This window comes from Candidatus Pantoea symbiotica (assembly GCF_056491525.1).
The window spans coordinates 683,434-704,591 of record NZ_JBSZHR010000002.1 but is presented as its reverse complement, the minus strand read 5'-3'; the positions used below and the strand labels follow the sequence as shown (position 1 = coordinate 704,591).

The window sequence follows — 21,158 nt, the reverse complement described above, 5'->3', positions numbered from 1 at the left end:
AACGCTGGGCTGTTGCCACGGGTAGAGCTGATAACATCGGGTGAAACTCCCCCGGCAACTAGCCTCTGTACAACAAATGCGTCCAGAGACTAACACCGGGAGAATTTCAAATCAGAATGCGCGCATCCTGTAGAGTGCATAAAGAAAATAGTACGCTGTGAGTGTATTCAAATTCATAATCATGTACTTCAATTTTTCATTTTTATTCAGCAGAATGAAAATACCTTTTGAGTATTTACCCCGCTTTATTTCATTAATTTCCTGGGCAATATCCGCAGGTGAAAACGAAGAGTGATACATAGCGGTCACGATTTGCATATCCAGCGCGAGCACACGTTTGGAAATGCCCTTGAGGAAATAATCGAGATTGCTGGACTGATATTTACTGATGATCGAATCATACAGTGCGGTGAGAAACTGTTTACGCACTTTCAGTTCGCTGTATTGCACTTTACGCTTCGATAATGAACCCTCCACATCTTCATAATGATAAGCAGCGCCCGGCGTGACCAGGAAATTGCTAATACAGCTGAAGAATTTAAGGTTAAACAACAAATCCTCGCTCATGGAGATACCTTCCAAAAAGCGCAGGTTCAGCTCCTCAATAATCTGACGGCGATAACATTTGTTATGCAGATAACCGATGTTATCACTCATCTCCAGCTCACCAAGCACATAAGGAATGTCCTCGTTGCTGAAGAAGCCCGCCTGCGACACTTTGCCTACGCGGTTGTCGTTGAGGTTTCCCACCATCAAATCGACAGACTCCGCTGGCCAGGCATCGAGATTCTGTTTGAAGATCATCAGGAAGTTATCGTCCACCCAATCATCCGCATCAAGGAATAACACATATTCACCGCTGGCCTGCTGCATTCCGCTGTTTCGAGCAGCGCTGACACCGGCATTGATTTGGTGAATTACCGTGACCTGCGAATATGCGCTGAACTCCTGCAGAATATTTGCGGTTGTATCGCTGCTACCATCATTAACCACAATCACTTCGTAACTGCTGAACGTCTGTTTAAGCACGCTCAGCAAGGTACGTTTAATGGTTTTTTGTGAGTTATAGACGGGAATGATAAGACTAAATAGTGGTTTTTCATTCATGATAAACTCTCTTTACTGTCTGAGGTTTTGATATTGTTGAATAACAGCCATAGTTTCCTGGGGTTGATAAAGATTTGGTGAATACGCATTACCGGTTGAGCAGGGAAAAAGTAATTAAGCAGGGAGAACGATAAAAACTCGGTTACTACCACGCTCATGGCCGCGCCATTTAAACCGAAGTAAGGAACCAATAATAAAGAGGAGGCCACGCAAATTAATAACACCACGAAGGTTTTCTTCACTAAATAGCGATATCCGTTGTACTTAATAATGAAACGATCCATCACGCTGCTCAGCACCGCGCACATCGCACCGACGCTGAGTAACAGCGTTGGCGCTACCGCATCGAGATACTCCGCACCGTAGAAGTCCCGGATAAACCATCCGGACAATAACCAAATCGCCAGAATCACCAGCGAAGAGACACCAATCACCAGCAGATGTAATTTCTGCGCTTTGATAATTGATTGCCGATCGTCACGCTCGGCAAAGAACGCTGGGAAAAAGGAAGCCAGCAACGCATTGGGTAAAAATACCCACGCGGTAGCGAGCGTCAGCGCAACGGAGAAAATTCCTGCCTCTTTCACGCCAAGGAAATACGACACGCTGATTTGATTGACGCGGGTATAAATTGCCACCGCAATTACGGAAAACACCAGTGAAATACCTGACGCCACCATATAGCGTGAATATTTCTTCATCTGGCGCAGTGCCGGAATCGGCACCTGACGATGATATTTCAGGAATATCGCCAGCTTGATGGCAAACGGAATAAAGGTCGCCAGCACGATAGGAATCGATAATAGCTGCGGATCCAGTCCGTAATACGAAATAAAGAAGCGCACGGTTAAACTGATGGCCAAACCCACCAGATTGGCGATCACATTCAGGCGCGCATTGAGCATCGCCTCGTTGTAGATATTGACCAAATCGAGCGAAGAGAAAAGACAGGCAATCGCCGCCGCGCAGATAAACACCAGCGCTTCAGCGCTCCACTCTTCGCCCATAATCAACATGCCGCTGGCCGCCAGCACGCCATAAATCACCAGCACCAGCAGAAAGGTCGCCATCATTAAGCGCATGCCAGAGTGATGATTTTGCGATAAGCGTTTCAGCAGAATCACATCGCTGCCCATTAGCGCGATGCTTTGAATGAACTGAAATACCAGCATCGAGATCGAGATAATGCCGAAAGTGGTGGGCCCAACGTATTTAGCCACATAGGAGGTGACAAATATCAGGCCGAATACCGCAATCAGCTTTTCAGCGATCATCCACATGGAGTTTTTTAATTTATCTTTCACAACTTAACCTCAGCGTTTATTTCTGTGCCAGGCGGCGCAGACGCGATACCAGTCGTGGACTGACAAAAAACAGCGCAAAGTACAGGCTCCACGGATTGAGCATCAATCCTGATGTGAAATAGGACTTAAAGCTGCGGCGGTAGAGCGAGATATATTCATCAATAAAGGCGCGGCTGAATCCGTCGCTGTGCAGCGCTTTATAGATATAAGATGAGGTGACTTTTAAATAGAGATGGTAATAACAGCGATTATGCTGGGCGGATAAAAACGCCTGCATGCCATTAAACGAGCGCGCAAAGGAGAAATGCTTTTCCCGTAATGCCGATCGCGTGGCGGAGTTGGTGGATTCCACATAGTGATAAACCACTTGCTGGGTGAAGATCACCTGACGATCCTGTTGCAGATGCAGGTAATTGATCACGAACAGCAGATCTTCGAAGTTATAAATCTCTTCGTTAAAACTGAGCTGATGCTGACGAATCACATCACCACGAAACACCTTGTCGCAGATACCGTGACGCGGATTGAAATAGAGCAGATCGTTGATCGCCGCCGAAGCGGTCAGCTGGCGCGCGTCAGTGGTGTTGGCCGGGAAATCGAGCGGCTCGCCTTGCGGCGTGAAGTGCTGCGATTCGCCGACCACCATCGCGATGTTGTTTTGCATCAGCCGCACATAGGTGGCAAACGCGCTGGCTGGCAGAAAATCATCGGCGTCTAAAAAGCACAGCAGTTTGCCGCGCGAGGCACGAATGCCCTGATTGCGCGCCGACGAGACGCCGCCATTGGCTTGGTCGATGATATGAAAATGCGGGTAATGGGCGTAATTCTGTAATATCGCGAGCGAGTTATCGCTGGAGCCGTCGTTAATAAATATCACTTCAAAACGGCTCTCTTCCTGCTGAAGCAGGCTATCAATGCATCGTTCCAGATACGCCGCGGCGTTATACACCGGCACGATGACGCTGATTAAAACGTCGTTAACGGGATTTTGCATATAACCTCTGGACTCTGTCGGAGTAAAAGTTGCGGGCGAAAAAAGTAATCTATGAACATTGCAGTGATTAACACTGCGCGTTGCTTGCGCCCGGCTTAACATTTGTTGCTTGTCTATTTCAGAGTTTCCTCAGGTCAAATAAAACTGGCCTTTAATTCTCTCTAAAAAGTTCACTAAATAAGATAATCGCCAAATAAACCGTGCAGTTTCATTCTGTTTTCGTCAGCTAAACAAGGCAGGCTACCGCCCCAGGCTTGCAGCTACCTGTATACTGACCACAGTGAAACCCCTATTTTTGGCGTAAAGAGGCTGCGCTGCGCTCATAAGAGTTCAGTTAATTTTCAGCCAGTTACGTTTTTTCTTTTGGTAATTTGGCTTAACGCCATTACCACGCCAATCATGACGTACTTAAATTAAATTTTTATCTGCCTGGTAATGAACGTTAAAAAACGCTGGCGTCTTTATCGTGCTCATCACCAAAAACAAGAAATGCCGACCGGGGCTGAGAAGGTGCATCCAAAGACGGGCCTTCTCAACGAACGTCACGACATTAACGATATTTGCTGTATGCCCTGCACTTTAATAACGCTGGCGCGTCATTCGCGCGCCGATAAGTGCAAGTGGCGTTAATTCAGTACGGCTATCGCAGCCGCACTGCAAGAGGCTTGATGCCCAAAATTTGCGATCTAATTCAAAACTTTTCCCGGCATTCTCACCACTCGGGGTTATAAGGTCAATGGCTGCCGGGTTAAAACGGAATTTACTCAGAGAAAGGATGGATTAAATAGCGGCGCATAGATTAGCCGTGGTGAATTGGTTTTTTATTCATTGATTAGCGCCGCAGCAGGCGATCACCAGGAATAAGATGGGAATATCTCTGACATCGTGCCAACAGAAACCAGCGCCTAAGCCGCGCCGGGATTGAAGCCAGTTCACAACTCTGATGTTAGCCTGTCACAGCACGCATTTTCGCGTGCTAGTCTCCAGCCATGCCTCTCTCCAGTTTTCCTTTACTGCAGGTTGTATGAAACGCAGATTATCTTTCCAGGTAAAACTCTTCCTGTCGCTGGTGCTATTTTCCTGCCTGCTACTCGCCTTGCTGGGCACCATTCTGTTTCATTTTATCGATCGTCAACTGCATCACGATTTGGGGCAGCGCGCGCGGGTCCAGGCCAGTGAGATTGCGCTGATGCCCGGTCTGGCGGAGAAAGTGGCGCGCCGCGATATCGCCGGTATCGCGGCGTTGATCCAGCCGCTGCGTAACCAAAGCGATGCCAGCTACATCGTGATTGGCGACACGCAAGAACAGCATCTCTATCACTCGGAATCACCGGAGCGCCTCAATTTACCGATGATTGGCGGCGACAATGCCGAAGTGCTGCAGGGCAAAACCATCATCTCGGTGCGCAAAGGCGGCATCGGCGTGTCGCTCCGCAGTAAGGCGCCGATCTTTAATGCGCAGCATCAGGTAATTGGCATTGTCTCAGTGGGTTATCTCACCTCCTATATTGCCAATATCAACGTCAGCCTGCTGTGGCAGGCCAGCTTGTATGGTGTGGCGCTGTTGCTGCTGCTGTTTATCTTTTCGTGGATGTTTAGCCGCAACCTAAAAAAACAGATGTTCTGGCTGGAGCCGAAAGATATCGCCCTGCTGGTGCTGCAACAAAAAGCGCTGCTGGAAGCGATGTATGAAGGTGTGTTTGCGGTGAATGCGGAGCGGCAGCTGATTCTCATTAACCGCGCTGCGCGTGAGTTGCTGGATATCCAGCAGAGTGAGAGTGAACTGCTGGGGAAACCGCTGGATCAGGTGCTGCAAATCCATCCGGCGTTTTTAAGCCAGCATGAGGTGAAAACCCACGACCACATCACCGTGCTCAATCAGCGTCAGGTGATCGTTAACCGGGTAGCGATTGAGCTGGAACCCGGCGAGCCAGGCGGCTGGGTGTGCAGCTTCCGCGATAAAAACGACATCAACACATTGAGCAGCCAGCTCAGCCAGGTAAAACGCTACGCGGACAATTTACGCATAATGCGGCATGAACAGCTGAACTGGACCGCCACGCTGGTCGGCCTGCTGCAGATGCAGCGCTATGACGACGCGATGCGCTACATCCATGCGCAATCTGCTGGCGCGCAGCAGGTGCTGGATTTTGTCTCGGCGCGCTTCACCTCGCCCGCACTGTGTGGGCTGCTGCTGGGGAAATATGTTAGCGCGCGGGAAAAAGGCGTCGAGCTGAAATTTGACCCCGCCTGCCAGCTAACCCGCATTCCTGCCGCGCTGAGTGAAACGGCGTTGATGTCGGTGATCGGCAACCTGCTGGATAACGCGGTGGACGCCACGCTCAACGCCAGAAAGCCCGCGACACCGGTTGAGTTATATATTTCCGGTCGTAATCAGGAGCTGTTAATCGAAGTGGCCGATCAGGGTTGCGGCATCGATGACAGCATCAAACCGCACTTGTTTGAGCAAGGCGTCACCAGTAAACCTTCCAGTGGCGACGATATGCTTGGTGCAGAACACGGCATCGGCCTCTATCTGGCGGCGGGTTATGTGAAGCAGGCAGGCGGCAGCATTGAGATCAGCGACAACTCACCGCAGGGCACCATTTTCTCGGTGTTTATCCCGTTCCAGCCCGCCGCGTTAACAGGACTTTCTCATGAATAATGCTAAGCCGCTTGATGTGGTGATTGTGGAAGATGAGCCGCATCTGGCCGATCTGCATCGTGAATATATTGAGCAGAACTTTCATCTGCGCGTGGTCGGCATCGCCGCCACGCTGGCGCAGGCGCGCGAGTTGATTGCGTTACACCAGCCACGGCTGCTGCTGCTCGATAACTATTTGCCGGATGGTCAGGGCGTTACGCTGATTGACGATCCGCTGCTGAAACGCTTTGAGTGCTCGGTGATTTTCATCACCGCCGCCAGCGACATGCAAACCTGTAGCCACGCGATGCGCAGCGGCGCATTCGACTACCTGCTGAAACCGGTGTTTTTCCATCGTCTGCGCGCCTCGCTGGAACGCTTTATGCTGCAGGTGCAGACCATGCGCCAGATGAAAAACGTTGATCAGCAGGCGCTGGATAAGCTGTTTAATTTGCCAACCAGTGATGCGCCGTCAGCGCCTTCGACCAAAGGGATTGAAACCATTACGCTGGATCGGGTGAAGAGCTTTTTTAGCGCTGCACCGGAAAGTAGCTGGTCAGTTGAACAGGTGGTTGAGCGCGTTGGCATCAGTAAAACCACCGGTCGTCGCTACCTGGAATATTGCGTGGAGATCGGTTTTATTGGCGTCGAAATGCAGTACGGCAACATCGGCCATCCGCGACGGCTGTACCGCAAAATCCTGTGATCTGGCGCAGATCTCGCGCGCGGCCTGTCGTGGTTTTTATGGTGTTAATTGCCTAAACGACGCCAACAATCACACTTCGTGAAGATAACAATCCGTCACCTCTTGTGTGGAAAAGTCGATAGGCTATGTTGACCTTTAGTTCCTCAAATGTAACTAAAAGGTTAATTATAATGTCGAACACTTTCCCTCTGTCTCTGATTGCTGCAACTGTTTTTGTGTCTATGTCAGCGGTTGCTGCCCCGCCGCAAGGCTATCCAGCGGATTATCAAAGCGTGATTGATGCCGCCACCAAAGAAGGCAAAGTGGTGGTTTACTCCACCACTGATACCAAAGCTGCGGGGCCGCTGATCAAAGGTTTTGAAGAAACCTATCCCGGCATCAAAGTTGAATATAACGATATGAACAGCACCGAGCTGTACAACCGTTTTATCAGCGAACAAGCCTCGGGCGGCACCAGCGGCGACGTGGTGTGGAGCTCCTCAATGGATACCGGTCTGAAGCTGGCGACCGACTACGCGCAGGAGTACAAATCACCTGAACTGGCGCAGCTGCCGAAGTGGGCGGTGTGGAACAACAAAGCCTACGGCACCACCTACGAACCGGTGGTGTTCATCTATAACAAACGTCTGATCCCGGCCGGTGATGTGCCTGATTCGCACGCCGCGCTGGCCAAACTGATCGCCAGCCAGACCGACAAATTCAAGAGCAAAGTTACCACTTACGATATTGAGAAATCGGGACTTGGTTTCATGCTTTCAGTGCAGGATTACAAAGCCGATCCCAACTACTTCAAAACGCTGGCCGACGTGGCGAAAGGCGGTTTAGCCGTGCAGTCCTCCACCGGCACCATGATGGAAAGGGTTTCATCCGGTGAAAACCTGATCGGCTTCAACATCCTCGGTTCTTACGCTGAAGCGCGCGCTAAAACCGATCCGTCGCTGGGCATCTCTTATCCGAAGGATTACACGCTGGTGCTGTCACGCGTTTCGTTCATCAGCCAGCAAGCGCAAAACAGCCATGCCGCCAAACTGTGGCTCGATTATGTGCTGTCTGAGAAAGGACAAAGCATTCTGGCTAATCAGGCCGACATCCCTTCCCTGCGCAACGATATTGAAGGCAAAAACGACATTGATGGTATGACCAAAATGTTGGGCAACGCGCTGAAACCGATCCCGGTTGATGAAAGCCTGCTGGAATATCTGCAACCGAAAAAACGTCTGGATTACATCAAACAGTGGCGCGAAGCCGCCGGTAAATAACCGCCGTTATCAAGCGCGGCGACTGCGCCGCGCTCAGCTTTCTCTTATCTGATTTCGCCATTCAGGGTCTCAATATGCGTGCATTGCATAGAAAGTGGCAAAGCCTGCCGCGCGGCGTTGTGGTGCTGATAACCGCGCTGGTTATCTACGTTCCGCTGTCGTTTATCGTCATACAAAGTTTCTTGTCCGCGCCGTTCTTTGCGCCGTCGAAAGAGTGGAGCCTGGAATCGTTTGAATTTATTTTCACCGATCCCGACTTCTACAAAGCGCTGCGCAGCGGATTTATTCTCGCCTTTGGGCTGGTGATCATCGCCATTCCGCTGGGCGGTATTCTGGCGTTCCTGATGGTGCGTACCGATTTACCCGGCAGACGCATCATTGAGCCGCTGATCCTCGTGCCAATTTTTGTCTCGCCGATGGTGCTGGGCTTTGGTTATGTGGTGGCGGCGGGCCCGGTGGGATTCTTCTCGCTGTGGGCGCAATCACTACTCGGGTTCGTGCCGTGGAATATCTACGACATGTCGAGCATCGTGGTGATCGCTGGCCTGACGCACGTCCCGCACGCCTATCTGTATATCTCTTCCGCCCTGCGCAGCGTGGGATCGGATGTGGAAGAAGCCGCGCGTATTTCGGGTGCTTCGCCGTTGCAGGTGATGACGGCGGTAAGTTTGCCGATGGTACGCCCGTCAATTCTGTATGCCATCGTGCTGCTGTTCTTCCTTGGGCTGGAAGTGTTCGGTTTGATGCTGGTGCTGGGCGATCCCGAAGGCAACATGGTACTGGCCACCTATCTCTATCAGCTGACCAATAAACTCGGCACGCCGTCTTATCACCTGATGGCTGCGGTGGCGGTAGTGCTGATCTGTATCACCATTCCGCTGGTGATGCTGCAACGCCGCCTGATGCGCACCGCCAATCGCTTTGTCACCGTAAAAGGTAAAGCTTCGCAGGCGCGTGCGCTGCCGCTGGGCAAATGGCGCTGGGTGGCGGGCGCAGTCGTGGCGTTCTGGCTGACGGTGACCATTGGCGTGCCGCTGCTGGGCGTGGTGCTGCGTGCGTTTATCTCTAACTGGGGCGTTGGCGTTTCGATCTGGGATGAGCTGTCGATCAAGACCTTCCAGACCATCTGGGCGCAGCCCAACCTGCTGCGCGCAATCGTCAACTCAATGGCGATCGGCGTGATCGGCGGCGCGCTGGCGGTGGGTTGTTATCTGTTTATTGGTATCGCCATGCACCGTAAACCCGATAACACTACGCGCTTCCTCGATTACAGCGTGCTGGTGCCGCGTGCGGTGCCGGGTTTGCTGGCCGGTCTGGCGTTTCTCTGGGTGTTCCTGTTCCTGCCGATGTGGCTGGATAACTCGCTCAAATCGGGCTGGCTATCGGATTTCGTCTGGTCGCAGTGGCTGCGCGATCACCTGATCGTCTGGCTGCGTTCGCTGCGCAGCACCATCTTCAGCGTGTGGCTGGCCTACACCGTGGTGTGGATGGCGTATGGTCTGCGCCTGATCTCCTCAACGCTATTACAAGTGGGGCCGGAACTGGAAGAGGCGGCGCGCAGCACCGGCGCTACGCGCGGACAGATCACGCGTCACGTCACCATTCCGTTATCACGCTACGGCCTGATTGGCTCATGGTTGCTGATGTTCCTGATTTTCGAGCGCGAATATTCCACCGGCGTGTATCTGCTTTCGCCCGGCACGGAAACCATCGGCTCAATGCTGGTTTCCCTGTGGGCGGCGGGCGCGATTGATATCGTTGCCGCACTCTCCTTTATTAATATCCTGCTGGTCGTGGTTGGATTGGGTATTGCCCTGCGATTTGGAGTCAAATTACATGATTGAATTATCGGTCGAGAACCTGCACTTAACGTACGGCGACAATCCGGTGCTGAAAGGCGTGTCGATGAATTTGCAGCGCGGCGAAGTGGTTTCCCTGCTTGGGCCGTCCGGCAGCGGTAAAACTACGCTGCTACGCGCGGTCGCCGGGCTGGAGAAGCCGACTCAGGGCACCATTGTGATTGGCAACAACACGGTTTACGCCGGCACGCCGCGCAGTGAGATCCCAGCGGAAGAACGTAATCTGGGATTGGTGTTCCAGTCCTACGCGCTGTGGCCGCACAAAACCGTGTTTGAGAACGTGGCCTATCCGCTGAAGCTGCGCAAAGTGGCGACAGCGGAGATCACCCAACGCGTGCAGGATGTGTTGAACCAGCTTGGCCTCGGCCACCTTGGCAAACGCCATCCGCACCAGCTTTCTGGCGGTCAGCAGCAGCGCGTGGCGATTGGCCGTGCGCTGGTGTACAACCCACCGGTGATCCTACTGGATGAACCGTTATCAAACCTTGATGCCAAACTGCGCGAAGAGGCGCGCGTGTTCCTGCGTGAGCTGATCATCAAGCTGGGCTTATCGGCGTTGATGGTGACGCACGATCAAAATGAGGCGATGGCGATTTCCGACCGTATTTTGCTGCTCAATAACGGCAAAATCGAACAGCAAGGCACGCCGCAGGAGATGTACGGCTCGCCGAAAACCCTGTTCACCGCCGAGTTCATGGGCAGCAACAACCGGCTGCACGGCAAAATCACCGAGCTGCGCGACGGCAAAGCGCGCATCGAGGGCAAAGGCTGGGCGTTGTGGGGATTGGCGGGCGCGGGCGTGCAAAACGGCCAGGAAGCCACGGCGGTGATCCGCGTCGAGCGCGTGAAACTGGTTGAAGGGCCGGGCGAAAATCAGCTGGAACTGCCGCTGCTCACCAGCATGTATCTCGGCGATCGCTGGGAATATTTGTTCCGCACCTCAGGCGATGATTTTGTGATTCGCGCCTACGGCACCGAGGTGCGCGATCCGCAGCACTGCCATCTGGCGTTGCCGGAAAACCATGTGTGGATCTTCCCGAAAGGGTAAAGGACCAACGGGTCACGATGCATATCTTAATGTTCGTTTGTTAATCCGACGATGAAAGCGCTGGCCGGGGTCACTTTTGGTCCGGCGGTCCTCGCGCCGCTAGCGCGGTACCTTCACTTCGCTCGTCTGCCTGACGGACCGGCGAAGACGGGACTTCCATGTCCCGGCTTCGCCTTTCGCCCGCGTCCTGCGGGCTCTCCTGGCTTCCTCGCTTCGTTCAGCGCTGCGGATTGCCGGCCCAAAAGCGGCCCCGGCCTGCTTTGAAACTTCCGTGCGTGTTATTGAAAAGGGCACATTTGCCAGAGGCGCTGGCGCGTCTGCTGCGGCAAAAGGGCTATTCGCAGCGCTGAGGCTTTTACGTTGGGCCAGGAGCCTCACGCATGGATGCGTGAGGCAGTTCGGGGCCGGCCAGGACGGCCGATCCCCGAACGGTCCGTCAGGCACAATGTGAAAGCCGAAGGTACCGCGATAGCGGCGCGAGGACAGCCCGTGACGCAGCAAATGTGTCAGCGCCCGCACCAGATTTAAAGCAAAATGATTTCTTAACTGAAAAGCATTGAGGGAATTTCAATAACTTAATACTTCATCCTGAACGCTTCGGCCATCATTCCGATCTTGTGCATATTGTTATTATTGCGCGCCATTTTATGCGCTTCGGGTTTTAGGATGATCATCAGTAAATAGGCATCTGCATCCATCGCACCCCGGCAATAAACCAAATGGGCCTGATCGCTGGTGCGTTTGAACTGACGTAAGAATTTGGGAAAAGGTGCCTCCGCATCGGCAAGATGAATGTGAGCCACCTGTTCTTCTTTTACCAATGGGTAGGTTCGGTCATCATCATAAAGAGCATCCCGACCAAATGTATCGGGCAACTCTCCGTCTTTTTTGTAGGAAAGAAAATCCGCCGCCAAATCATCAAGCTCTTCCGGACTCAATTGCTGGCGGATCAAGGTTGATTTAAAAACCCTTATGCTCATTCGGTGAACTCTGTCAAATCCTTGTCAGAAGCGCCTTGCAGCAGTTTCTCTCCACTCTCCGCAATATCACTTAAGCGGTTAGCGTTGGGTCTGAATCGCGCCACGGTATGCACCTTTCCCTGTTTCTCTTCCAACAGATCAATAAGCTCTTCAAACACCTCAGCACTGATCATATAACCTGCGGGTCGGTTATTGGAGAGAACGGCAACCGGCTCATCAATGAAATACTTAGCGGGATTTTTCCTCAACTCAGTAATGTTTATCGATTTTTCTGCGAGAATGCGTTCCATAAAATTACCTCTCATCATATTTATTAAACACAGCATAATGCACATCAAAGTGTACATCAATTTTTGTGTTTAAAAATTATACGGAGGTGATTTAACGGACTTAAAGTAAAAATGCCGTTATTCCGTCTAAAACAAAAAAAGCGAGGCCGAAGCCTCGCCAAAAAGATGCCAGCCCTCAATCGTAATAAGGAAGTTTACGATCGACACCGTTAATGTTGACCAGCACAAAGCCCGTCGGCGCGGTGGCGTTGGTCGGCGTGCCGGCTGCCGTCGCGACGGTTAGCACCCCTTTCTCATTCGCCCCAATTCCCGCCAATCCGTTATGCAGACCAAAACGTGCCGCCGGTTTGAAACCGCCCAGCTTGGTGGTATCGGTCACCACCGAGAAGTCCTGCTGGAACAGCGAGCAGGAACCGGTATCAAAACGCGTTGGACCGGTACATTTCAGGTTCAGCATGGTATCGCCACTGTTGGCGCGCAGTTTTACCCACACCGCCGCATAGGTGGTGCCGACGCGGCTGTAGCGAATATCCAGCACCGCAGGTTGCCCCATGTGATAGGCATCGGCCCACACCGTTTCCAGGCGCTGCAGATTGACCCAGGTTTTACCGGTCGCCGCCACGTTGACCGGCGAACCGGCGGTGCCGGTGGGCTGGGTGGCATCCGCTTTACCAATAAACTCCATCACCCACTGCTGATTGGCGTTCGGGAAGAACAGCTGCCCGACGCGGTACCAGTTATCGGTATCGGTGTTATTGGTAATTTTGTAGCCGCTGTAATAGCCCGCGCGCAGCGATCCGGTCATGAAGGTGCCGTAGTTTTCGTCGCGACGATAGCCATATTCAAAGGTGGACAACCAACGTCCGGCGGCGGCATCCAGACTGAGTTTCGCACCGGATTGCAGGTTGAGCTGGCGGATCACCACGCGCGCATTGTTGAGATTCAACGGCGTGCCGCAATCCTCAATGTTCAGCGTATCTACCGTCCAGCCGCCGTCAGAGAGATCGCCCGGATTACGCGTGTGTTCGATCCACACGTTGCGAATAATCCCCTGCGTCACACGCGGCATGAAGAGCGTGGCGTCGCCATAACCGGTCTGGAAGTTACAGTTACACAGCTCAATCGCCGTGGAGTGATCCCACGCGCCTTTCGGCGAGTTTGACCAGCCAACATCAAACACGCGCGCATAGGTATACAGGGTGTAAATCTGGTCGAATTTACTGTCGAGGGTATCCAGCACTTTAATCACCGTACCGCCGTTATTCTGCGCGCGGAAACAGTAGATATTGACGGTGGTACCTTCGATGCAGGTGTTTTCGAAGAACGGCTGCACGTTGCTGCACATATCGGAGGTAATGGTGCTTTTGTTGGTGGTGATATCGGCGGATGCCTGGCCGTTCCACGCGATACCTCGAATGGAGGTACGACGCGCCTTCACCTTGAACACCGTGTTGGCACTTTTGTCGGAAATAATGGTGGTACGCGGCAGCGAACCCAGCTCCACATCATCACCTTGCAAACCGAAGAAGGCGCGCTCGGTGCCGCTGATGTCGATCGGGCTGATCAGGAATTTACCGCCTGGGAAACGCACCGGCAACGCGGTGATATTGCCCGAATAGTTTTGCGTCCACGCCAGCATGCGATTAAAGGCATCGGTATCGTTGGCGTAACCATCGCCTTTGGCACCGAAGTGATACACGTTGATATCCGACGGATCGTTAATCACGCGTTTCCAGTAAAAACCGTTACCGATCACCAGCGTACCGCCATCTTCAACCGCCGTTGTGGTGCCGATAAAACCGGTAAAATCACCGCCACCGTGAAAGGTGGAGTCCGCGTTGTAGCGACGTAAGAATGCCAGATCGCCGTTTTTGGCCGGAACAGTGGTGCGCAGTTCTGCGTAAGAGTTAACTTCGATCATTATAGCCTCCTCGGCTTTTCGGGTAGGTAATGCAAATGCAAGAGAGCAGCGTTAGTGAGCCGGTTGGCCGCAGTGCTGATCCCAAAGATCGTTGTGATTGTTGATGGCGCGCACGGTGCGAATGTCCATGCGCTCGGCGTCATTGCCGTGGGTGTAAATCGGGGAAAAAAGGGTACAGGCTGAGTCGATGACGACGGGGGCTTCAGGGCTGGTGATATTTCGACTGCTGCAACTTGTCGCGAGCAGCAGCGTCATCAAGATTAAGGTTGCTGGCTTCCACACGTTTGGCCTCCTCGCGCAGCTGTTGCTGCTGCTGGTTAACCGCTACCGCTTGCGCCGCGGCTTTATCGGCGCGCTCGACGGCGGATTTGGATGCTTGCTGCACCTTGCCGATTTTCTTGCCACCGAAGTAGCTGGCGACCAGCGCGGCAATCACGCCCGCCAGCGCGGCCAGCCAATGCCAGCTGCCGCCGAGCAATGTGGTGAGAAGTGTCATGCTTTTTCCTCCATGGCGATTTTCTGCTGGTTAAGGCCTTTCTGGCGGACGAACTGAGCAATCACGCCCATCGCCACCATAAAGGCACCAATCAGCCCCAAATAGTTGTGCGGCAGAATCTCTTTCACATCGGGTGGCATGCTGTTCCAGGCATCAAGCGCAGCGCTGGGAAACGATTGCACCCAAGCGCTGAGCATCGAACCAAGCGACGCCAGCCACACCGACCAGGTTTTGAATAACAGCCGCGCATGTTTGACGAACTCCAGCGTGGTAAAGCGCTGCATGATCAACACCACAATGATCACCAGCAGCACCGCAATGATAAAAATCAACAATTTCAGATTCATAGCAGCCCCCGATAGATGTCGTAGGTGCCGCTGCGCATTACTTCGGCATGGCGCCGCGCGCGGCCCGAAGTTTGACGCGCCCACAGGCTATCGAGCATGGCGTTCGCCGCACTGTTGAAGTCGCCCTGGGTAATCGCGGTGAGCATGCCGCGGAACATCGCCAATCCATCAATACCCAGTTGATAGCCCATGCTGATCAGCACATCGCAGCGCGCTTCATTGCATTTGGCCAGCGCCTGCTGCACCAGCGCACGTTGATGCATCTGCTGCACCTTGCCCTCGACAATGCACTGCTTCCACACATCGCCCACCGGACGCGGCACCTGGAAGATGTAGTTGCTGAGCGAGGCACCTTTGGGGCCAATGCGAATGCCGCCCGCGACCGTGGGGAAACCCTGCGTGTCGAGATAAGGCGCTTCGCGGTAACCCTCTTCAAAATTCAGGATGGCAATAATCTGGCTCATAGAAATTCCTCTTTGACGGGCGCAACAGTCCGAAAATGGCTGCGCAAAACGGCAAAAAACATAAATCTTGCTGATCGTTTAAAACATTGAGCGCGTTGTCAGATAAGCGAAACGCTCAAGAATGGTTAAACAGTGAGCAACAATGAAACGTTCCGTTTAAAACTGGGGAAAGTGATGCAGGTTTAGCGCACGGCGTACAAATAAACATGGGGCAAACAGCAGTTATCAGCGCTCGCCTGTTCCTGCTGAACGCGAACGGGCGCTAACACGGCGCAATCAACGCGCGACAGCGTCTGGCGCTGGCAGATACGCTCAGCAGTACGCAGGGTGACATTTTCGTATTCGATGCCGAGTGCGCTATCGATGCTGCGCTTAAGGCGGCTGAGGGACTGGCGTCGCCGATGGCGGCGCGTGCGTGCATTGCCGGTAAATACTGACTTCCCGTACTGGATAATCGCCATAACTCCTCCTGTTAATGAGTCTTTGGCGATGGGGTGGCAGGCATGGCGATGCGGCTGATGCCGACGCGTTCGCTGTTCCTCTGGAAAATACTCGACGTCAACTCACCCGGCTGCATTCGCGGCCAGGGTGAAGTAGAGGAGAGTGAAAAACAGAGGGCAACTGACAACGCTGCAAAGTGCGTATCCACCCCATCCCAAAGTTCACTAACTTTGGATGGTATGTATCGCGCTTGTGCAGCGCCTCAATTGTTTAAGAGCGGGCTCATCCGTGAGCAGATATGTTGTCCATCCATGCTCAAATTATTAACAGGTTCTAATGCATTGGCAAACACCAATGGTTAATTTTTTATTTACCATCAGTTAAATTTATGATTTCAGCCAAAATATTTTTTTGTCGCAATCTGGCGTTTTGTGATCAGCCTAGAATTTGATAATCCCGCGCCTGGCTCATGATCACCCGCGCCACCACTTGCAGCGTCCTGGCTTCTTCCAGCGTGAGATACCAGGTTTCATAGCGCTTGTTATCGGAGATCACTGCGACTTTTTTGTGCTGAAGTTGCAGGCGTTTGAGATAGAGCTGATCGTCAAGCGTGAACAGATAAATGCCATCGCCGTCGAAGCGATGCACGCTGATATCGACAAACAGCTGATCGCGCGGCGCAAAGGTGCCAGCCATCGAATCGCTATTGAGTGCGATGAGGCGAATATTCTCGGCCGGGCGGCCGTTAAACAGCACCCGCGCCTCTTCCAGCCCATATTCAATGGCTTGAATGGTCTCCACCAGTTCATCGCGCGTAGAACTACTGCGCACGCCGTGCTGGCCGATATCCAAACTTTCAACGCGAAACAGATGCTGTGGATTCACCAAACTGCGCTGCGTTAGCAAAGCGGCCGGTTTTTCCATGCCAAATTGCAGCCACTCAACGCGCACGTCGAGTAACTGGCTAAGCGCCAGTAAATTATTATCATCAGGTATCGATTGTCCGTTAAACCATTTCCACACCCCCGGCGTTGAGATCTTGCATCCCCTCTCTTGCAGCGCAAGCGCAACCTGTTTGTTTCGTCCATGTCCGACAATTCCCGCGCTTTCGCATGCGGCAATCAGCCTGGCAGTGAATGCTTGTCTCGTACTCTCTTTTTTAACCATCAGTTAATAATCTGCCTTCAGTAAAAGACTGAATGTTATTTTCATTTTTGCTACCAGTTCATTTTATATTACCGGCAGTTTACTACCCAACCGCTTTTATCAATGAAGCTGGACAATCATTATCCCTTTCGCTTAGGCCGAAACCAGTGTTCAGTGCTATATCGCTTGTTCTGACAGGGGTTTTCAGGATTGTTCTGTAGCTATAAGACCAGCATCTAAAGGAAAAAATGGGTGAAAAGCCGCGAGCCCGCCATAGATGACAGAAATAAATCAAAAAGCTCTTGGAATGAGTGGATCGAAAGCAAAAAAAATGGGCACCGTTTTCGGTGCCCATTGTCATGCAGAGGCGAACATTAACGACGCAGCGTATCGTCGCCCCACCCAATCCATTTGTAGGTGGTCAACGCTTCAAGTCCCATTGGACCGCGCGCGTGCAGCTTCTGCGTGCTCACCGCCACTTCGGCCCCAAGGCCAAACTGACCGCCGTCGGTGAAGCGTGTGCTGGCGTTAACGTATACCGCCGATGAGTCAACCTGGTTGACGAAGCGATTGGCGTTGCCAATGCTGCGCGTCAGAATGCCATCAGAGTGCTGCGTGCCGTGTTCACGGATATGCGCGATGGCTTCACCGATATCCGCCACCAGCTTGACGTTCAGATCGTTGGACAACCATTCGTCATCATAATTTTCTGCTTTCACCGCTACCACCTCGGCGGCACCGTTTTGCAGCAGCGCCAGCACATTTTCGTCGGCGTGCAGCGCAATCTTCTCCTGTGCCATGCGCTGCAGGAAGGCAGGAATGAAGTTGTCCGCCTGATCGCGATGGATCAGCAAGGTTTCGAGCGAGTTGCAGGCGCTTGGACGCTGCTTCTTGGCATTAACGATCACTTCCAGCGCCGCCTCAGTCTCCATGGTTTCATCGAGATAGAGATGGCACACGCCGATGCCGCCGGTGATTACCGGAATGGTGGAGTTTTCACGGCACAGCTTGTGCAAACCCGCGCCGCCGCGTGGGATCAGCATATCGACGTAGCGATCGAGCTTCAGTAGCTGATTCACCAGCTCGCGATCCGGGTTTTCAATCGCCTGCACCGCGCCCGCCGGTAAACCGTGCTGGGTCAGCGCATTCTGGATCACGCGCACCGTGGCGGCGTTGGTGCGATAGGTCTCTTTGCCGCCGCGCAGAATCGCCGCGTTGCCGGTTTTCAGGCACAGCGATGCCACATCAACAGTCACGTTAGGACGTGCTTCATAAATCACGCCAACCACGCCGAGCGGCACGCGACGACGTTCAATGCGCAGGCCGCTATCGAGCTGGCCGCCGTCAATCAGCTGACCAACCGGATCGGCCAAACGACACACCTGACGCACGTCATCGGCAATGCCTTTCAGGCGCTGCGGGTTGAGCGTCAGGCGATCGAGCAGCGCTTCGCTCATGCCGTTTTGGCGCGCATCCGCCAGATCCTGCTCGTTCGCCGCCAGGATGTCCGCGCTTTCCGCTTCAAGACGATCGGCGATACTCAGCAGCACCTGATTTTTTTGTTCGGTGGAGAGTTCCGCCAGTTTGTACGACGCAGCACGCGCCGCTTTACCCATCTCTTCTAACATCATCCGCTCCTTAACTGACGATCATGTCGTCGCGGTGTACCGCTACCGGGCCATATTCGTAACCGAGGATCTCGCCGATTTCCTGGCTGTGATGACCGGCAATCATGCGCATGGCATCGCTGTTATAGCGCGTGACGCCGTGGGCGATATCACGCCCTTGCAGGTTGCGAATACGGATCACTTCACCGCGCGAGAAATTGCCCTGCACGTCACGGATGCCTTTTGGCAGCAGCGAACTGCCGCGCTCCAGCATCGCGGCCAGCGCGCCATCATCAATGGTGATTTCGCCTGCCGGCGGTGCGCCAAAGATCCAGCGCTTACGGTTCTCCAGCGGCGACTGCTGCGCGTGGAAACGCGTGCCGACCGGTTTGCCATGCAGCACATCGCTGATCACGTCCGGACGACTGCCAGCGGCGATGATCACATCGATCCCCGCGCGACAAGCGACGTCCGCCGCCTGCAGTTTGGTCGCCATGCCGCCGGTTCCGAGGCCAGACACGCTGCCGCCCGCGAGCGTGCGTAACGCATCGTCAATCTGGTGCACGTCGCTGATCAACTCCGCTTCTGGATTGGTGCGCGGATCGGCGGTAAACAGCCCTTGCTGATCGGTCAGCAGCAGCAGCTTATCTGCGCCACCGAGCATTGCCGCCAGCGCCGACAGATTGTCGTTGTCGCCCACTTTAATTTCGGCGGTCGCCACCGCATCGTTCTCGTTAATCACCGGCACGATGTGGTTGTCGAGCAGCGCGCGCAGCATGTCACGCGCGTAGAGGAAACGTTCACGGTCTTCCATATCGGCGCGCGTCAGCAGCATCTGCCCGATGTGAATGCCGTAAATCGAGAACAGTTGTTCCCACAGCTGGATCAAACGGCTCTGCCCCACCGCAGCCAACAGCTGCTTTGAGGCGATGGTAGGTGGCAGTTCGGGGTAACCAAGGTGTTCGCGTCCGGCAGCAATTGCGCCAGAGGTGACGATAACAATGCGATGGCCTGCCGCGTGCAACTGCGCACACTGACGAACCAACTCCACCATGTGCGCCCGATTCAGCCGACGCGAACCGCCGGTGAGGACGCTAGTACCCAACTTGACCACAAGGGTCTGACTGCCACTCATGTTTTTCCTGCCATGTAAGAAAAAAATCTGCGAAGGGACGTTTTATCAGGAGTGAGCAAGGAAGCCAACAACAGCAAGGGGAAAAGCACAAAAATCCCCTGACAATGCGGTAGACCAAAAGTTCGCGATTAACAAGAAATCCGAAAAACTGTCATAAAACTTTCATCACCTACCGGTAAAAAGTTCCGTGTTTTACAAAACCTTTCACGGGTACAACAAATTTTACTCATTGGGATTGATAGCAAAATGAAGAAGAGCACACTGGCATTAGTTGTATCAGCGCTGGCACTGGCTTCCACCGCAAACGCCGCAGAAGTTTATAACAAAGATGGTAATAAACTGGACTTCTACGGCCGTGTTAAAGCTGAACACTACTTCAGCGATAACGCGTCAAGCGACGGCGACAAATCTTACGTGCGTATCGGTTTCAAAGGCCAGACGCAGATTAATGACCTGATGACCGGTTACGGTCAGTGGGAATATCAGTACAACGTAAACAACTCTGAAGGTTCAGACGCCAACGCAGGCAACAAAACCCGTCTGGGCTTTGCCGGTCTGAAATTCGGTCAATACGGTTCATTCGACTACGGTCGTAACTACGGCGTGCTGTACGACGTAGAAGCCTGGACTGACGTATTCCCAGAGTTCGGCGGTGACGGTACGGCGCGTACCGATAACTTCATGACTGCGCGTGCAACTGGCGTGGCCACTTACCGCAACAGCAACTTCTTTGGTCTGGTTGATGGCCTGCGCTTCGCGCTGCAATATCAGGGCAAAAACGACTCTACCAGCGCCAACGCCCGTGGCAGCATCACCGATACTTCTCGTCAGAACGGCGACGGTTACGGTGCGTCACTGGGTTACACCATCGCTGACACCGGCATCAGCCTGATGTCTGCCATCACCTCTTCTGACCGTACTAACCAGCAGCAGCTGCAAGCGCTGGGTAGCGGTGATAAAGCGGAATCATGGGGCGCGGGTATCAAGTATGACGCTAACAGCATCTACCTGGCTTCTATCTACACCGAAACCCGCAACATGACGCCAATCGGCACCCGTGGTTTTGCTAACAAAGCGCAGAACTTCGAAGTGGTCGCGCAGTATCAGTTCGACTTCGGCCTGCGTCCGTCCCTTGGCTATATCCAGACCAAAGGCAAAGACATCGAAGGGATTGGTGACGAGGATCTGGTTAAATACATCGACGTGGGCATGACTTACTACTTCAACAAAAACATGTCGACCTTCGTGGATTACAAAATCAACCAGCTGGATGACAACAACAAGCTGAACCTGAACAACGATGACGTTGTGGCGGTTGGCTTAACCTACCAGTTCTGATTTAGCTGTAGCTGTACCCTCGCTGTGTCTATAAAAAAAGAGCCGGCTCATCACCGGCTCTTTCCTGTTTAA

At 53.3% G+C, this 21,158-nt stretch carries 20 protein-coding genes; 7 read left to right on the top strand and 13 right to left on the bottom strand.

All coding sequences use genetic code 11. The features are described from left to right. Positions 1-111: 111 nt before the first annotated feature. The 3 genes from ACXIZX_RS03735 to ACXIZX_RS03725 are packed head-to-tail and all read right to left on the bottom strand — an operon-like array spanning position 112 to position 3,405. Positions 112-1,107 carry a glycosyltransferase family 2 protein gene (locus ACXIZX_RS03735; protein WP_008108972.1) on the bottom strand — a complete coding sequence of 332 codons (996 nt, stop codon included), beginning with the start codon at positions 1,105-1,107 and terminating at the stop codon, positions 112-114. After that, a complete protein-coding gene (locus tag ACXIZX_RS03730) occupies positions 1,104-2,411 on the bottom strand; it encodes an oligosaccharide flippase family protein (RefSeq protein ID WP_179451747.1) in 1,308 nt (435 codons plus the stop codon). The genes ACXIZX_RS03735 and ACXIZX_RS03730 overlap by 4 nt, the downstream gene beginning before the upstream one ends. 16 nt (positions 2,412-2,427) lie before the next feature. Continuing rightward, positions 2,428-3,405 carry a glycosyltransferase family 2 protein gene (locus tag ACXIZX_RS03725; protein WP_479403609.1) on the bottom strand — a complete coding sequence of 326 codons (978 nt, stop codon included), beginning with the start codon at positions 3,403-3,405 and terminating at the stop codon, positions 2,428-2,430. 1,024 nt (positions 3,406-4,429) lie between these two features. On the opposite strand from ACXIZX_RS03725, the gene ACXIZX_RS03720 reads away from it, so the two are divergent. From ACXIZX_RS03720 to ACXIZX_RS03700, 5 genes are all read left to right on the top strand, one after another. Next, a complete protein-coding gene (locus tag ACXIZX_RS03720; protein WP_179451749.1) occupies positions 4,430-6,070 on the top strand; it encodes an ATP-binding protein in 1,641 nt (546 codons plus the stop codon). Then, positions 6,063-6,755, top strand: coding sequence for a response regulator (locus tag ACXIZX_RS03715; protein WP_179451750.1), 693 nt, complete (start codon positions 6,063-6,065; stop codon positions 6,753-6,755). The genes ACXIZX_RS03720 and ACXIZX_RS03715 overlap by 8 nt, the downstream gene beginning before the upstream one ends. 170 nt (positions 6,756-6,925) lie before the next feature. Continuing rightward, positions 6,926-8,014, top strand: a complete 1,089-nt coding sequence (locus ACXIZX_RS03710) for an ABC transporter substrate-binding protein (protein ID WP_179451751.1) — start codon at positions 6,926-6,928, stop codon at positions 8,012-8,014. 74 nt (positions 8,015-8,088) lie between these two features. Further along, on the top strand, positions 8,089-9,858 hold the full coding sequence (locus ACXIZX_RS03705; RefSeq protein WP_008108966.1) for an ABC transporter permease: 1,770 nt from the start codon (positions 8,089-8,091) through the stop codon (positions 9,856-9,858). Continuing rightward, positions 9,851-10,921 carry an ABC transporter ATP-binding protein gene (locus ACXIZX_RS03700; protein ID WP_179451752.1) on the top strand — a complete coding sequence of 357 codons (1,071 nt, stop codon included), beginning with the start codon at positions 9,851-9,853 and terminating at the stop codon, positions 10,919-10,921. Before ACXIZX_RS03705 ends, ACXIZX_RS03700 begins: the two co-directional genes overlap by 8 nt. A 575-nt stretch (positions 10,922-11,496) precedes the next feature. Here ACXIZX_RS03700 and ACXIZX_RS03695 read toward each other — a convergent pair. From ACXIZX_RS03695 to ACXIZX_RS03665, 7 genes are all read right to left on the bottom strand, one after another. After that, the gene (locus ACXIZX_RS03695) at positions 11,497-11,901 is read right to left on the bottom strand and encodes a type II toxin-antitoxin system YafO family toxin (RefSeq protein WP_218889167.1); all 405 of its coding nucleotides are present in this window, start codon (positions 11,899-11,901) and stop codon (positions 11,497-11,499) included. Continuing rightward, positions 11,898-12,191: a type I toxin-antitoxin system antitoxin YafN gene (yafN, locus tag ACXIZX_RS03690; RefSeq protein ID WP_179451753.1), complete on the bottom strand. Its 294-nt coding sequence runs from the start codon at positions 12,189-12,191 to the stop codon at positions 11,898-11,900. The genes ACXIZX_RS03695 and yafN overlap by 4 nt, the downstream gene beginning before the upstream one ends. 175 nt (positions 12,192-12,366) lie before the next feature. Continuing rightward, positions 12,367-14,112 carry a glycosyl hydrolase family 28-related protein gene (locus ACXIZX_RS03685; RefSeq protein WP_179451754.1) on the bottom strand — a complete coding sequence of 582 codons (1,746 nt, stop codon included), beginning with the start codon at positions 14,110-14,112 and terminating at the stop codon, positions 12,367-12,369. A gap of 202 nt (positions 14,113-14,314) precedes the next feature. Beyond that, entirely contained in the window at positions 14,315-14,608 is a 294-nt protein-coding gene (locus ACXIZX_RS03680; RefSeq protein WP_061717524.1) for a hypothetical protein, read from the bottom strand. After that, positions 14,605-14,955, bottom strand: coding sequence for a DUF7940 domain-containing protein (locus tag ACXIZX_RS03675; RefSeq protein ID WP_008108960.1), 351 nt, complete (start codon positions 14,953-14,955; stop codon positions 14,605-14,607). Before ACXIZX_RS03675 ends, ACXIZX_RS03680 begins: the two co-directional genes overlap by 4 nt. Next, positions 14,952-15,419 carry a lysozyme family protein gene (locus ACXIZX_RS03670; protein ID WP_061717525.1) on the bottom strand — a complete coding sequence of 156 codons (468 nt, stop codon included), beginning with the start codon at positions 15,417-15,419 and terminating at the stop codon, positions 14,952-14,954. Before ACXIZX_RS03670 ends, ACXIZX_RS03675 begins: the two co-directional genes overlap by 4 nt. A 182-nt stretch (positions 15,420-15,601) precedes the next feature. Then, the gene (locus ACXIZX_RS03665; RefSeq protein ID WP_179451755.1) at positions 15,602-15,880 is read right to left on the bottom strand and encodes a transcriptional antitermination N peptide; all 279 of its coding nucleotides are present in this window, start codon (positions 15,878-15,880) and stop codon (positions 15,602-15,604) included. A gap of 42 nt (positions 15,881-15,922) precedes the next feature. On the opposite strand from ACXIZX_RS03665, the gene ACXIZX_RS03660 reads away from it, so the two are divergent. Beyond that, entirely contained in the window at positions 15,923-16,222 is a 300-nt protein-coding gene (locus tag ACXIZX_RS03660; protein WP_154191670.1) for a hypothetical protein, read from the top strand. A 73-nt stretch (positions 16,223-16,295) separates the two neighbouring features. On the opposite strand, the gene ACXIZX_RS03655 is transcribed toward ACXIZX_RS03660, so the two are convergent. The 3 genes from ACXIZX_RS03655 to proB all read right to left on the bottom strand — a co-directional run bounded on the left by ACXIZX_RS03655 (position 16,296) and on the right by proB (position 19,748). Then, positions 16,296-17,027: a S24 family peptidase gene (locus ACXIZX_RS03655; protein WP_008108954.1), complete on the bottom strand. Its 732-nt coding sequence runs from the start codon at positions 17,025-17,027 to the stop codon at positions 16,296-16,298. Between the two features lie 353 nt (positions 17,028-17,380). Beyond that, positions 17,381-18,634, bottom strand: coding sequence for a glutamate-5-semialdehyde dehydrogenase (proA, locus tag ACXIZX_RS03650; RefSeq protein WP_479404844.1), 1,254 nt, complete (start codon positions 18,632-18,634; stop codon positions 17,381-17,383). A 10-nt stretch (positions 18,635-18,644) separates the two neighbouring features. Further along, a complete protein-coding gene (gene proB / locus ACXIZX_RS03645) occupies positions 18,645-19,748 on the bottom strand; it encodes a glutamate 5-kinase (protein WP_008108950.1) in 1,104 nt (367 codons plus the stop codon). A gap of 246 nt (positions 19,749-19,994) precedes the next feature. Between proB and ompC the strand changes: the two genes are divergently transcribed. Further along, the gene (gene ompC, locus ACXIZX_RS03640; protein ID WP_008108948.1) at positions 19,995-21,086 is read left to right on the top strand and encodes a porin OmpC; all 1,092 of its coding nucleotides are present in this window, start codon (positions 19,995-19,997) and stop codon (positions 21,084-21,086) included. Positions 21,087-21,158: the final 72 nt, after the last annotated feature.

Bases quoted from the DNA above. Each gene is read 5' to 3' on its own strand.
- ACXIZX_RS03695 (WP_218889167.1), bottom strand. From the start codon at position 11,901: ATGAGCATAAGGGTTTTTAAATCAACCTTGATCCGCCAGCAATTGAGT.
- ACXIZX_RS03670 (WP_061717525.1), bottom strand. From the start codon at position 15,419: ATGAGCCAGATTATTGCCATCCTGAATTTTGAAGAGGGTTACCGCGAA.
- ACXIZX_RS03725 (WP_479403609.1), bottom strand. From the start codon at position 3,405: ATGCAAAATCCCGTTAACGACGTTTTAATCAGCGTCATCGTGCCGGTG.
- ACXIZX_RS03665 (WP_179451755.1), bottom strand. From the start codon at position 15,880: ATGGCGATTATCCAGTACGGGAAGTCAGTATTTACCGGCAATGCACGC.
- ompC (WP_008108948.1), top strand. From the start codon at position 19,995: ATGAAGAAGAGCACACTGGCATTAGTTGTATCAGCGCTGGCACTGGCT.
- ACXIZX_RS03700 (WP_179451752.1), top strand. From the start codon at position 9,851: ATGATTGAATTATCGGTCGAGAACCTGCACTTAACGTACGGCGACAAT.
- ACXIZX_RS03685 (WP_179451754.1), bottom strand. From the start codon at position 14,112: ATGATCGAAGTTAACTCTTACGCAGAACTGCGCACCACTGTTCCGGCC.
- ACXIZX_RS03720 (WP_179451749.1), top strand. From the start codon at position 4,430: ATGAAACGCAGATTATCTTTCCAGGTAAAACTCTTCCTGTCGCTGGTG.
- yafN (WP_179451753.1), bottom strand. From the start codon at position 12,191: ATGGAACGCATTCTCGCAGAAAAATCGATAAACATTACTGAGTTGAGG.
- ACXIZX_RS03710 (WP_179451751.1), top strand. From the start codon at position 6,926: ATGTCGAACACTTTCCCTCTGTCTCTGATTGCTGCAACTGTTTTTGTG.
- proA (WP_479404844.1), bottom strand. From the start codon at position 18,634: ATGTTAGAAGAGATGGGTAAAGCGGCGCGTGCTGCGTCGTACAAACTG.
- ACXIZX_RS03680 (WP_061717524.1), bottom strand. From the start codon at position 14,608: ATGACACTTCTCACCACATTGCTCGGCGGCAGCTGGCATTGGCTGGCC.
- ACXIZX_RS03705 (WP_008108966.1), top strand. From the start codon at position 8,089: ATGCGTGCATTGCATAGAAAGTGGCAAAGCCTGCCGCGCGGCGTTGTG.
- ACXIZX_RS03660 (WP_154191670.1), top strand. From the start codon at position 15,923: ATGGCGATGCGGCTGATGCCGACGCGTTCGCTGTTCCTCTGGAAAATA.
- ACXIZX_RS03735 (WP_008108972.1), bottom strand. From the start codon at position 1,107: ATGAATGAAAAACCACTATTTAGTCTTATCATTCCCGTCTATAACTCA.
- ACXIZX_RS03655 (WP_008108954.1), bottom strand. From the start codon at position 17,027: ATGGTTAAAAAAGAGAGTACGAGACAAGCATTCACTGCCAGGCTGATT.
- ACXIZX_RS03675 (WP_008108960.1), bottom strand. From the start codon at position 14,955: ATGAATCTGAAATTGTTGATTTTTATCATTGCGGTGCTGCTGGTGATC.
- proB (WP_008108950.1), bottom strand. From the start codon at position 19,748: ATGAGTGGCAGTCAGACCCTTGTGGTCAAGTTGGGTACTAGCGTCCTC.
- ACXIZX_RS03715 (WP_179451750.1), top strand. From the start codon at position 6,063: ATGAATAATGCTAAGCCGCTTGATGTGGTGATTGTGGAAGATGAGCCG.